The following is a 12,574-nucleotide window of genomic DNA, read 5'->3' on the forward strand; positions in this document are numbered from 1 at the left end:
GTCTGCTATCTCTAGAAGAACTTGCGCGCGATCTTCCACGCCTTGTCGGTGTACGGCGGGTAGATGAGCTTGCCCAGGTCCGGCCGCGTCGGCTTGGTCATCACCGACTTCGCGTGGCTGAACTCCAGGAAGCCGTAGCGGCCGTGGTAGGCGCCCATGCCGGACGGTCCGACGCCGCCGAACGGCAGGCGCGCGGTCGACACCTGGAAGATCAGGTGGTTGACCAGCATGCCGCCGGCCGGGACCTCACGGATGAACCGTTCGCGGACGGCCTTGGCCTTCGTGAACAGGTACGCGGCCAGCGGCTTGGGCCGGGCGTTGACGAACGCGATGGCGTCATCGAGCGAGTCGACGGTGATCACCGGCAGGATGGGCCCGAAGATCTCCTCGGTCATGACCGGTGCGTCGAGCGGCGGGTCGACCACGACGGTCGGCTGCATGGTGAGCCGCGCCGGGTTCGTGCCGCCCCCGGTCACGACGTCGCCGCCGGTGCCGAGGTAACTGCTGAGCCGGTTGAACTGCCGCTCGGTGACGATCGGCAGGCCGTCGGCGTCGTCGGCGGTGAACGCCACGACAGCGTCCCGGATCTTGGCGACCAACTCGTCGCGGATGGGCTTCTCGGCCACCACGTAGTCCGGCGCGACGCAGATCTGGCCCGAGTTGATCACCTTGGCGAAGGCGATGCGCTTGGCGGCGACGTCGATGTCGGCGTCGGCCGCGACGATCACCGGGCTCTTGCCACCGAGCTCCAGCGTGACCGGCGTCAGGTGCTCGGCTGCGGCCGCCATGATCTTCTTGCCGATCTCGGTGCCACCGGTGAACATGATGCGGTCCAGGCCCTGCGCGATCAGCTCCTGGCTGACCATGCCGTCGCCCTCGATCACGGCGATGGCCGAGGTGTCCAGGTACTTCTCGACCAGCTCCACCATCAGCCGCGACGAGGCCGGGGCGAACTCAGAGGGCTTGAGCACCACCGTGTTTCCCGCGGCGATGGCACCGACGAGCGGGCCCAGCGTGAGGTAGAACGGGAAGTTCCAGGCGCCGATGATCAGCACCGTGCCGTAGGGCTCGTACTCGACCCAGCCGCGGCCGGGCAGCTGCGAGCGCTCCAGCAGGCGGTAGCGACGTTTCGCCCACTTGTGCAAGTTCTTGGCGGCGTCCTTCGCCTCGGCGATGGTGCCGACGCTGTCCGCGAGCCAGGCCTCGAAAGGCTTGCGGCCGAGATCGGCCTCCAGCGCCTTGGCGATGGCCGTTTCGTTCTCCTCCATCGCCTGGGCCAGCGCCAGCAGCTGACGTTTGCGCCACTGCAGGTCACGGGTGCGCCCGGTGGCGAAGGTCTTGCGAAGACCGGCGACGACCGCCGGGATGTCGGCAGCCGTGTGGCCGACGGATACCGCTGAATCAAGGGTCATGACGAACGTCCTTACGTGAGCCAGGCAACACCGGAATCCTAACCAACCAGCCGGTTGGTTTGAAGAGTCAACCGGCCTCGATCAGCCTTTGCGCGCCGTCACGAAGGTGGAAAACGCCTTGTCATCGGCAGTATCGACCTGCACCCAACGATTCAGCCGGCGCATCTCCTCCTGCGAGGTGACCGACGTCGACGACCAGCCGTGCGCGTCCAGCCACTCGGCCACGTCGGCGCGGTCGGGGTCCTCGTACATCAGATCCTGCACGTTCATGACCTGCCCCATGCCGAACTGACCGGCGAGCTTGTCGAATCGGTCCCGCATCCGCTGGCGCCGTTCGGCGGCATGCTCGCCGACCGTCTCGACCGAGATGCGGCTACCCGGCGCGCTCAGCGCGGTGATGTTCTCGAAGAGCCGGTCCTGCGCGTCGGCCGGCAGGTACATCAGCAGACCTTCCGCCAGCCACGCGGTCGGTGCCGAATCGTCAAAACCGGCTTCCCGCAACGCTTTCGGCCAGTCATTGCGCAGGTCGATCGGCAGCTGATGCAGTGTCGCCGCCGGCGTCGCGCCATGCGCCTTCAGGGTCTCGTCCTTGTACTCGAGCACCTTCGGCTGGTCGATCTCGAAGACGGTCGTGCCGGCCGGCCAGTCCAATCGGTAGGCCCGCGAATCGAGCCCGGACGCCAGGATCACCACCTGCCGGATGCCGGCCGCCGCGGCGTCGGTGAAGTAGGCATCGAAGAAGTGCGTACGCACCGCCTGGTAGTTGCCCATGTGCTCGAGGACCGCGGCCACCTCGGGATCGGCACCCGCCATCCGGTTGTTGAAATCGGCGTCGAGGATCGTCTCCCACACACCCGTACCGGCGCCGGCCACCAGGATTTTCGCGAACGGGTCGCGGATCAGCGCGTCATCGCGCTCGGTTTCCCCGGCCCGCGCGGCGGCCACCATCACCGCCGTCGCACCCACACTGCTTGCGATGTCCCAGGTGTCGTCGTCGGAGCGCTCGCTGCCCATGTACCAGGTCTACCAGCTGATGCCGGTCTATTCGGTGACCTGCCACAGCTTGTTGGCCAGCAATAGTTCGAGCCGCTCGATGACGGCGGTCAGCTCCTGGTGGCTGCCGACATACCCGGCGTAGAACCCCATGCCCCACATCACGGCGATGAGCATCTCCACCACCGTGGACACCTCGGTGTCGACGGCCAGTTCACCGCGTTCGATGGCGTCGGTGACGGCCCAGGCCACGAAGTCACGGGAGGCCACGAGCGCGTCGTGCTCCTCCTGGCGCAGTTCGGGATGTCGCTGCGCCTCGAGGATCGAGGTCACCAGGAACGCCGCAGCGGACCGGTCCTCGGAGTCGGCCTGGATGGCGGCGACGAAAAACGACGACAGGCGCCGGATGAAGGTGGTCTCCTCCTCGGCCCGGCGACGGCCCGCAGCGACGACCATGGCGTTGGTCTGATCGAGGACCTCGCCGTAGAGCACGCGCTTGTTCGCGAAGTAGTGATTGATCGCTGGGCGCGTCAGATCCGCGCGGATCGCAATGGCTTGGAATGTTGCTGCGTCGTAACCAAGTTCACTGAAAACCTCGCGTGCGGCGCGCAGGATGCGCTCACGAGTTTCGGCCGCCTTCGCCGCGGGAGGGCGACCCGGGCCACGGGTGGCGATGTACGGCATCGTCAAATTGTGCCATAGATCTCGGCCCGACCCTGCTCGTATGCGCGGGACAGCCGTCGAAATTGCTTCTCCCAGCAAACTTGCAGATCTGTCAACAACCGAAAGCTGCACGGCGTGCGGTTCCCGGCCGCGGGCCGGCGCCGTTCGGTAGCCCGGCCAGGAACGACCGCCGGTGTGCCGGCCTCTGCGAAACACCGCGGCCACAGGCGTGTTGTTGCCGGGGCATTGCGACGTCAGCCAAATTAATGTTGGGCGCCATGGCGGGCGTGGTGTCGCGAGAGTCGCCGGCGTTGCGCCGGGAGCAGCTCGTCACCCGGCTGCGCGACAAGGACCCCGAGTACGACGCCCTCCGGCGCGCGACGCGCGCAGGTGTGGTGCTCCCGGTCGTCGCGATCGCCGGACTGGCAGTCGGTACCGCAGTCGGCAGCAGGTCGCAGACGACCATGTTCGCCATCTTCGGTGCGGTCGCGCTGCTTGTCGTGGTGGATTTCCCCGGTAACCGGCCGGCACGGGCGCTGGCCTATGCCGGGCTCGGCTTCAACGGCGCGGTCCTGATCACCCTGGGCACGCTGCTGTCGCCGCATCCGTGGCTCGCGGTGCCGGCGATGTTCGCCATCGGGCTGTTGGTGACGTTCTCGGGCGTCCTCAGCGAGATCATCGCCGCCGGCCAGCGCTCCACCTTGATGACGTTCGTCCTGCCGGTGTGCACGCCCGCCGGGCCCGTCCCCGACCGGCTGCTCGGCTGGGCCGTCGCCTGGGCCATTGCCGTCCCGGCCGCGCTGTTCCTGCTGCCGCCCACGCATCACGACGACCTGCGCAAGCACGCCGCGCAGGTGTGCCGCCTCCTGGCGGCCCGGCTCGAGGGGTCCGCGACGGCACAAGAGCTGTCCGATGCGATGGAGGTGCTGGGCGACAACTTCCTCGGCGCCGACTTCCGCCCGGTCGGTCTGACCGCCGGCAGCCGCGCCCTGGTACGGGTCGTCGACGACCTGCGCTGGCTGTGCGACCGCGCCACCGACGCCACCGGCTCCCTGCTCGCCGAGACGCGTGAGCCGGCCATCCGGGTACTGAACGACTGCGCCCGGGTGCTGAGCACCCCGCGCGCCGAGGGCCGCGATCGCTACCGCGCCGACCTGGCCGACGCCCTGACCGTGCACCGGGCCGCCACCCGCGGGCGCTACCGCGAGGACATCGAGCTGATCCGGGCCGAACCCGACGACCTGCTGGCCGTCGCGACGGGCCGAAAACTGTTGCGGCTGCGCACCTTCTCGGCGTGTATCGGGGCGACCGGCCGCGTCATCGGACTCGCGGCCGACGCCGACGCCCGGCCAGTGTGGGCCCGCGTCCTCGGGCGACGTCTGCCGGTGGCCGGGAACTTCGACCGGGTGCTGTCCGAATCCCAGGCCGTGTCGGCCATCCCTTCGGGGTTCGTCGCGACGCGAGCGGTGGTGGTGCAGAACAGCCTTCGCACCGGCATCGGGCTGGCCGTGGCGGTGGCCGTCGTCCACCTGTTTCCCCTGCAGCACGGTTTCTGGATCGCCATGGCATCACTGTCGGTACTGCGCAGCAGCGCGCTGACCACCGGGACCCGCGTGTTGCGCGCCGTCGGCGGCACCGCGATCGGCTTCCTCCTCGGCACCGTGGTGATCCACCTGATCGGCGCGAACCCTGTCCTGCTGTGGTTCGTCCTCCCCATCGTGGCGTTCGGTTCTGCCTATGTGCCCGATGTGTTTTCGTTCGTGGCGGGCCAGGCGATGTTCACCATGCTGGTGCTCACCATCTACAACCTGATCAGCCCGGCCGGCTGGCGCGTCGGGCTGATCAGACTCGAGAACGTGTTGGTGGGCGCCGCGGTGGGCATCGTGGTGTCGCTGCTGCTGTGGCCGCGCGGGTCGGCGGCAGTCGTCCAGCGCACGCTGGAAGCGGCGCGCCTCGCCGGCACCCGGTATCTGACCGCGGCCGTGCGGCGCGTGACCCGCGGCGCCTCCGAGGCCGCCACCGACCGCGTGCACGCCCTGAGCTTCGACGCGTTGACGGCCTCCCGGACCGTGGATGATGCCGTGCGCCACTTTCTTTCGGAGAGCAGCGGGGCCACGGAGCTGCGGGCGCCGGTGGTCCGGGCCGCCAATCAGACGGTCCGGTTGCGGGCGGCGGCCGACCTGATCGCTGACGTCGTCCCGCCGCCCCTGACCCCGTATCGGGCCGCCCGGGAGGTCCTCGAAGCGCACACCGCGTCGATCTGCGCCCGGATCATGGGCTCCGAAGACGCCGATGCCGCAGCGCTCACACCCATCAGTGACGACTTCGTGCTCGCGCTGCGCGCCGAGGCCGGTGGCGGAAACCTGTCGGTCGAGGCCGCGCTGCCTCTGGTGACCGTCGCCGCCAGCCTCGGCGAGCTGGAGCTGCTTTATCCGGACGCCGCGCCGGCGTGATCACTTCCCGGGGCGGTGCGGCTTCAACGCGTTCGGCGGAATGGTGCCGAACTTGCCGGACTGGAAGTCCTCGAAGGCCTCGATGAGCTCCGACTTGGAGTTCATCACGAACGGCCCGTAGTGGAAGACCGGTTCCCGGATCGGCTGACCGCCGAGCAACAGCACCTCGAGCGCGGGCCGGTTGGAGTCCTGGCCTTCGTCGGCAGCGACGGTGATCCGGTCCCCCGGCCCCAGCACCGCGAGCTGGCCCTGGTGGATGGGGTGGCCGACGGGCCCGACGGTGCCGCGTCCGGACAGGATGTAGACGAGCGCGTTGAACTTGCGGTTCCACGGCAGGTCGAGGCGCGCGCCGGGTGCAATTGTCGCGTGCGCCATGGTGATTGGCGTGTGCGTGCCGCCCGGGCCCTTGGCGTCGCCGATCTCGCCGGCGATGACGCGAACCAGCGCGCCGCCGTCGTCCGAGGACAACAGCGTGACATCGGTGCCCTCGATGGCCTGGTACCTGGGGGCGGCGAACTTGTCCTTCTTGGGCAGGTTCACCCACAGCTGCAGGCCGTGGAACAGGCCACCGCTCTCGACCAGTTCGGCAGGCGGCGTCTCGATGTGCAGGATGCCCGACCCGGCGGTCATCCACTGCGTGGCGCCGTCGGTGATCAGACCGCCGCCACCATGGGAGTCCTGGTGTGCGAAGCGGCCGTCGATCATGTAGGTCACCGTCTCGAACCCGCGGTGCGGGTGCCAGTCGGTGCCCCTCGGTTCACCGGGTTCGTACTCGACCTCACCCATCTGGTCCAGGTGGACGAACGGGTCGAGGTCGGCCGGGCTGACCCCGGCGAAAGCTCGGACCACCGGGAAACCCTCGCCCTCATAGCCACGGGGGCCGGTGGTGATGGACCGCACCGGGCGTTCAGTGTCACTCGGCGCAGCGGAAGCAATACGCGGCAAGCTGATCGTGTCAGCGGTGATAGCAGGCATGTCACCTATAACCGGACTACGGTCCGATTAATTCCGGATGCTACGCGCCGCTGATCAATGCGTTGCCAGCGCAGCGAGCGCCGCGCTACGGGCCTCCTCCGAGGACTCGGCGGCCAGTGCCGCTTCCGCGGCCGCCCGGCACTGCGCCAGCGTCACCCCGGCCAGCGCGGCGCCGACCGCGCGCACCGCGGCAGCCGCCGACGACAGCGACGTCACACCCAGCCCGACGAGCACACACGCCAGCGCCGGGTCGGCCGCAGCCTCGCCGCACACGCCGACCGGCTTGCCCTGCTCGGCACCCGCTTTGGCCGCCGCGTGCACCAACGCCAGCACCGCCGGCTGCCAGGGATCACTGAGCGTCGCCAGGTCGGCCGACATCCGGTCCGCCGCCATCGTGTACTGCGTCAGATCGTTGGTACCGATCGACAGGAAGTCGACATGCCGCAGAATCCGGTCGGCCAACAACGCCGCGGCGGGCACCTCGATCATCACGCCGGGCGTCAGACCGAAGGACCGCACCTGCGCCGCAAAGGCTTCCGCCTCCGCAGGCGTCGCGATCATCGGCGCCATCACCCACGGGCTCTGGCCGGTCGCCGCAGCCGCAGCCGCGATGGCCTCCAGTTGGCGGGTCAGCAGCTCCGGATTGCCCTGCGCGATACGGATGCCGCGGACGCCCAGCGCCGGATTGGCCTCATCGGCATGCCCGGCGAAGCGCAGCGGCTTGTCCGAACCGGCGTCCAGGGTGCGCACCACCACTTTCCGCCCCGGGAACGCGGCCAGCACGTCCCCGTAGATCTGCGCCTGCTCGTCGACGGTCGGTTCGAGATCCCGATTCAGAAAGCACAATTCGGTCCGGAACAGACCGATGCCCTCCGCCGGCGTCTCGGCCGCCGCCTGTGCCGCGGCACCGTCCTGCACGTTGGCGAGCACCGCCACCTGATGTCCGTCAGCGGTGGCGCCCGGACCACGCCAGCTGTCGGCGAGATCGGCCTCGCGGCGCGCCTGGGCCACGGCCGCGGCGGCCACGGTCGCGTCGGGTTCGATCTCCACGGTGCCGTTGGTGCCGTCCACCAGCACCATCGTCCCCGGCTGCACCTTCTCCAACCCGGAAACGGCCACAACACACGGGATGCCCAGCTGACGGGCGATGATCGCGGTGTGGCTGGTCGGCCCACCCAGGCTGGTCACCAACGCGACCACCAGGTTGGGGTCCAGCCCGGCGGTATCGGCGGGTGCCAGATCCTCGGCACACAGCACCGACGGCACGTCGGGCACCGGCACTCCCGGCTCGGGAAGGCCACGCAGATCCGCGATCACCCGGTCCCGGATATCCCTGAGGTCGGCGACGCGCTCGGCCATCAGTCCGCCCATGCGGGTGAACATCTCGACGAACTGGTCCGCCGTCGCGACGACCGCGCGCACTGCGGACATGCCGTCGGCGATGCGCTTCTCCGTCGCCGCCGCCCAGGCCCGGTCCTGCGCGAGCGTCGCCGTCGTGGTCAACACTTCCGCCGCGGCCCCGGTCGCCTTGGCCGCCCGGGACCGCAGCCGGTCCGCGACCGCCGACGAGGCCGCGGCGAAGCGTTCCCGCTCCCCCGCCCGTTCCGGCTCTTCCAGCTCAGCGGCGCTGTCGTCGGCCTCCGGCGCGGGGCGGGCACCCGGCCACAGCACCGGCGCGTACCGCACTCCGCCGACGGCGGGCACTCCGCGAAGGACTACAGGGGCACTGCTGGTTTCCACGTCGACGACCCTTGGCGACGGGCTCACAAATGTCTGGCTCATGTGATGTAGATTACTCCGAACCGTTGACAAGTCAACACATCCAAGCGTAAAACAAACAATACAAAGATCGAACCGGATGGATTCCCACACAATTGGAGGGTCATGTACGCGGAAGAGCGGCAGCAAGCCATCGCCGCGCGAGTCCTCGCCGACGGCCGCGCCTCGGTCAACGACCTGGCCGAGGCCTACGACGTCACCACTGAAACCGTCCGCCGCGATCTCGACGTCCTCGACAAGGCCGGTGTCATCCGGCGGGTGCACGGGGGAGCGGTACCGGCCCGCACGCTGCACCTCGTCGAGCAGGGCGTCGTCCAGCGCGATTCCACCCAGACACAGCAGAAGGCCGCCATCGCGGCCGCAGCCGTCGCCCTGCTGCCCGCCACCGGCGGGACGGTGCTGATCGACGCCGGCACCACCACCGCCCGCATCGCCGAGCTCATCCCCACCGACCGCGACCTCGTCGTCATCACGAACTCCATTCCCGCCGCCGCGAAGCTGACGTCCAACCCAACGGTGTCCCTGCAGTTGCTGGGCGGCCGCGTGCGCAGCCTCACCCAGGCCGTGGTGGGGGAGCAGGCCCTGCGGACACTCGACTCCCTGCGCGTCGACGTCGCCTTCCTCGGTACCAACGGCATCAGCGTCCGGCACGGCTTCTCCACCCCGGACAGCGACGAGGCCGCCATCAAGCGTGCCATGGTCCACTGCGCCAACCACGTTGTGGTGACAGCGGATTCGAGCAAATTCGGCCGGGAAGACCTGGTCAGTTTCGCGCCGCTGTCGGCCGTTCGAACCGTCGTCACCGACACCGACATCCGCCCCCACGAGCGCCAGGAGCTCATCGACGCCGGCGTCGACGTCATCTGCGCGGAGAGCGAATCATGATCGTCACCGTCACCCTGAACCCGAGCCTCGACCGCACCGTCACGCTCGACGAGCCGCTGACCAGGGGAGCGGTGCACCGCCTCACCCCCGTCTCCACCGAGCCAGGAGGCAAGGGGGTCAACGTATCTCGCGCGCTGACCCAGAACGGTGTCGACACCCTCGCGCTGCTGCCGGCCGCCGACCACGATCCGATCCTGACGGGGCTGACGACGCGCGGCGTGCCATTCCACAACATCGCTATCCCGGGCACCGTGCGCAGCAACCTCACCATCACCGAAAAAGACGGCACCACAACCAAACTCAACGAACCGGGGGCCCACCTGGATGCCGCCGCCCTGGCGACCCTGACCGCCGCCGTCTGCGATCACGCGGCGGGGGCAACCTGGATGGTGCTGTCCGGATCGCTGCCACCCGGGGTGCCCGACGACTGGTACGCCGACATCGTGGCCCGACTGGCGGCCCTGCCGTGCCGCGTCGCGGTGGACACCTCCGAACGTCCGCTCACCGCCCTGGCCGAAGCCTTCGGCACCGCGGCACCCGACCTCATCAAGCCCAACTCCGAGGAACTGGCCTGGCTGACCGGCCGCTCCGCACCGGAACTGGAAGAAGCTGCCGCGCAAGGTGATCCACTGCCCGTGGTGTCCGCCGCGCGGCAACTCGTCGACCGCGGCGCCGGCACCGTGCTCGTCACGCTCGGCGGCGCGGGTGCGGTCCTGGTCGACCGTGACGGGACCTGGGCAGCCACGGCCCCGGCGATCGTGCCGCGCAGTACCGTCGGCGCGGGAGACGCGTCGCTCGCGGGCTACCTCGCCGCCACCATCGCCGGCGCCGCGCCGGCGCAGCGGCTGCAGACGGCCGTCGCGTACGGCAGCGCCGCTGCCGCCCTGCCGGGTTCCGCACTGCCCGGCCCCGACCAGCTCGACGTGAAAGCCGTTCAGGTCCAGGCGGTCACGTCCGCCTCCGCCCACCTCTGATCCGTTCTATTCAAAAGGAACACCCATGCCGATCATCACCTCGGACCTCGTCGCACTCGATGTCGACGCCGGCCCCGACAAGCAGAATGTGATCGAACTGCTGGCCGCCCGGATGGCCGCGACCGGACGCGCCACCAACGGAGACGGACTCGTCGAGGCCGCCCTGGCGCGCGAAGCCCAGTCGGCCACCGGGCTTCCCGGCGGCATCGCGATCCCGCATTGCCGGTCGCCCCATGTCGACGAACCGACGATCGGTTTCGCCCGCCTGGCGCCCGCGGTCCCGTTCGGCGCGCCTGACGGCCCCGCCGACCTCGCGTTCCTCATCGCCGCACCGGATTCCGGTGGCGCCGAACACATGAAGCTACTGTCGAGCCTGGCCCGCGCGCTGGTGCGCAAGGACTTCGTCGAACAACTGCGTGCCGCGGGCACCGCCGATGAAGTGGTCGAACTCGTCGAAAGCGTGGTCACCCCGGTACCGGCCGCCGCACCCGCGGCGCCGGCTCCCGCCGCACCTGCTGCCGAAGCGGCGCCCGCGGCCTCGATCATCGCGATCACGGCCTGTCCCACCGGAATTGCCCACACCTACATGGCCGCTGACGCCCTGAAACTGGCCGCCGACCGCGCCGGGGTGGACTTCAGCGTCGAAACCCAGGGCTCGTCCGGGTCCACCCCACTGTCGGCCGAAACCATCGCCGCCGCCGATGCCGTCATTTTCGCCACGGATGTCGGCGTCAAGGACAAGCAGCGCTTCGCAGGCAAGCCCGTCGTCGCATCGGGCGTGAAGCGGGCGATCAACGAACCCGACACCATGATCGCCGAAGCCGTTGCCGCGGCCAAGGATCCGCAGGCCCCCCGGGTCCAGGGCGAGACCGCCGCGGCCGCCGCCACCGATACTCGCGGCGGGCTGGGCTGGGGCACGCGCCTGCGCCAGATCCTGCTGACCGGCGTCAGCTACATGATCCCGTTCGTAGCGGCCGGCGGCCTGCTGATCGCGCTGGGCTTCCTGTTCGCGGGATATGAGATCGCCAACAAGCCGGCCGGACAATCGGATTCGCTCGCACACATCATCGCGACCACCAACTCGCTGACCAACCTGCCGGCGGGCGGGCTGATGCAGTACCTCGGCGCGGTGCTCTTCACCTTGGGCGGGCTGGCCTTCGGCTTCCTGGTTCCCGCGCTCGCCGGGTACATCTCCTTCGCCATCGCCGACCGTCCCGGCATCGCACCGGGTTTCACCGCGGGCGCGGTGGCCGTCACCGTGGGCGGCGGATTCATCGGCGGTATCGTCGGCGGTCTCATCGCCGGGTTCGCCGCCCTGTGGATCAGCTCGTTCAAGGTGCCCCAGTGGTTCCGCGGCCTCATGCCGGTGGTGGTGATCCCGCTCGGCGCCTCACTGATCGTCGGCCTGTCGATGTTCCTGCTGCTGGGCCGTCCGCTGGCGGCCGTCACCTCCGGGCTGACCCACTGGCTCGGCAGCATGTCCGGCAGCTCACTGATCCTGCTGGGCGTCATCCTCGGCCTGATGATGTGCTTCGACCTGGGCGGACCGGTCAACAAGGCCGCCTACTCCTTCGCCGCCGCCGGGCTGAACATCACCGACGTCGCATCGCTGCGGATCATGGCCGCCGTCATGGCCGCCGGAATGGTTCCGCCGCTGGCCATGGCGTTGGCCTCGGCCGTCCGGCCCCGGTTGTTCACCGAGCCCGAACGCGAAAACGGCCGGGCCGCATGGCTTCTCGGCGCGTGCTTCATCAGCGAAGGCGCCATCCCATTCGCCGCCGCCGATCCGCTGCGAGTCATCCCGTCGATGATGTTCGGCGGCGCGGTGACCGGCGCCCTGGTCATGACATTCGACGTGACCTCCAAGGCGCCCCACGGCGGCATCTTCGTCTTCTTCGCCATCGGCAACCTCATCTGGTTCGTGGTGGCCGTCGTCGTCGGCGCTGTCTGCAGTGCGCTCGCGGTGATCGCCGCCAAGAGCGCGGGCCGGTCGCTTCCGCCGGTCGACACCACCGCGGCTCTGCAGCCGGCCGGCAGCTGAAACGTCCCGAACAAGCAATAACCCAACAATCACTAGGAGAAGCAATGCCCAGCAAGACCGTCACCGTCGGATCCGCCATCGGCCTGCACGCCCGTCCGGCAGCCGTCATCTCCGAGGCCGTCATCAATTCCGGTGCCCAGGTCACCCTGGCCGTCGACGGTGGAGAACCCGTGGATGCCGGCTCGGCACTGATGATCATGACGCTCGGGGCGGGCAACGGAGCGCAGGTGACGGTGGCCTCCGACGACGAAACCGCCCTGGCAACCGTCGCTGACCTGGTGGCACAGGACCTCGACGCCTGACGCGCCCGGCTCGGGGTCACTCCCAGCAGCCACAGAAAGCGCACAGAGCCCCCACTACGCACCACTAGTATGAATTCGTGCTACATGCGTATGGGGA

At 69.3% G+C, this 12,574-nt stretch carries 10 protein-coding genes; 5 read left to right on the plus strand and 5 right to left on the minus strand.

Translation table 11 applies throughout. The annotated features are described in order from the left end of the window. Nucleotides 1-11 precede the first annotated feature (11 nt). The 3 genes from BR47_RS0114995 to BR47_RS0115005 all read right to left on the minus strand — a co-directional run bounded on the left by BR47_RS0114995 (nucleotide 12) and on the right by BR47_RS0115005 (nucleotide 3,089). Nucleotides 12-1,412 carry an aldehyde dehydrogenase family protein gene (locus tag BR47_RS0114995; RefSeq protein ID WP_020099983.1) on the minus strand — a complete coding sequence of 467 codons (1,401 nt, stop codon included), beginning with the start codon at nucleotides 1,410-1,412 and terminating at the stop codon, nucleotides 12-14. Nucleotides 1,413-1,493: 81 nt separating this feature from the next. Then, nucleotides 1,494-2,426, minus strand: a complete 933-nt coding sequence (locus BR47_RS0115000) for a class I SAM-dependent methyltransferase (protein ID WP_020099982.1) — start codon at nucleotides 2,424-2,426, stop codon at nucleotides 1,494-1,496. A gap of 27 nt (nucleotides 2,427-2,453) precedes the next feature. Continuing rightward, complete coding sequence (locus tag BR47_RS0115005; RefSeq protein WP_029120018.1) at nucleotides 2,454-3,089, minus strand: TetR/AcrR family transcriptional regulator; 636 nt, start codon at nucleotides 3,087-3,089, stop codon at nucleotides 2,454-2,456. A gap of 257 nt (nucleotides 3,090-3,346) precedes the next feature. Here BR47_RS0115005 and BR47_RS0115010 point away from each other — a divergent pair, with 257 nt between their 5' ends. Next, entirely contained in the window at nucleotides 3,347-5,521 is a 2,175-nt protein-coding gene (locus BR47_RS0115010) for an FUSC family protein (RefSeq protein WP_051634838.1), read from the plus strand. Here the strand turns inward: BR47_RS0115010 and BR47_RS0115015 are convergent, their stop codons facing one another. Together BR47_RS0115015 and ptsP are read right to left on the minus strand one after the other, a co-directional pair. Beyond that, entirely contained in the window at nucleotides 5,522-6,496 is a 975-nt protein-coding gene (locus tag BR47_RS0115015) for a pirin family protein (RefSeq protein ID WP_029120020.1), read from the minus strand. Nucleotides 6,497-6,550: 54 nt separating this feature from the next. Next, nucleotides 6,551-8,278 carry a phosphoenolpyruvate--protein phosphotransferase gene (ptsP, locus tag BR47_RS0115020; protein ID WP_051634812.1) on the minus strand — a complete coding sequence of 576 codons (1,728 nt, stop codon included), beginning with the start codon at nucleotides 8,276-8,278 and terminating at the stop codon, nucleotides 6,551-6,553. A gap of 102 nt (nucleotides 8,279-8,380) precedes the next feature. Between ptsP and BR47_RS0115025 the strand changes: the two genes are divergently transcribed. Genes BR47_RS0115025 through BR47_RS0115040 form a run of 4 tightly spaced genes read left to right on the plus strand, consistent with a single transcriptional unit; the run spans nucleotide 8,381 to nucleotide 12,477 of the window. After that, nucleotides 8,381-9,160, plus strand: a complete 780-nt coding sequence (locus BR47_RS0115025; RefSeq protein ID WP_029120022.1) for a DeoR/GlpR family DNA-binding transcription regulator — start codon at nucleotides 8,381-8,383, stop codon at nucleotides 9,158-9,160. After that, complete coding sequence (pfkB, locus tag BR47_RS0115030) at nucleotides 9,157-10,134, plus strand: 1-phosphofructokinase (RefSeq protein WP_029120023.1); 978 nt, start codon at nucleotides 9,157-9,159, stop codon at nucleotides 10,132-10,134. Before BR47_RS0115025 ends, pfkB begins: the two co-directional genes overlap by 4 nt. 25 nt (nucleotides 10,135-10,159) lie before the next feature. Beyond that, nucleotides 10,160-12,175 carry a PTS fructose transporter subunit IIABC gene (locus BR47_RS0115035; protein WP_029120024.1) on the plus strand — a complete coding sequence of 672 codons (2,016 nt, stop codon included), beginning with the start codon at nucleotides 10,160-10,162 and terminating at the stop codon, nucleotides 12,173-12,175. Nucleotides 12,176-12,219: 44 nt separating this feature from the next. Further along, the gene (locus BR47_RS0115040) at nucleotides 12,220-12,477 is read left to right on the plus strand and encodes an HPr family phosphocarrier protein (RefSeq protein ID WP_020099974.1); all 258 of its coding nucleotides are present in this window, start codon (nucleotides 12,220-12,222) and stop codon (nucleotides 12,475-12,477) included. The last annotated feature ends 97 nt before the right edge of the window (nucleotides 12,478-12,574 follow it).

Origin of the sequence: Mycobacterium sp. UNC410CL29Cvi84 (assembly GCF_000686745.1) — a bacterium.
GTDB classification, from domain to species: Bacteria; Actinomycetota; Actinomycetes; order Mycobacteriales; family Mycobacteriaceae; genus Mycobacterium; species Mycobacterium mucogenicum_B.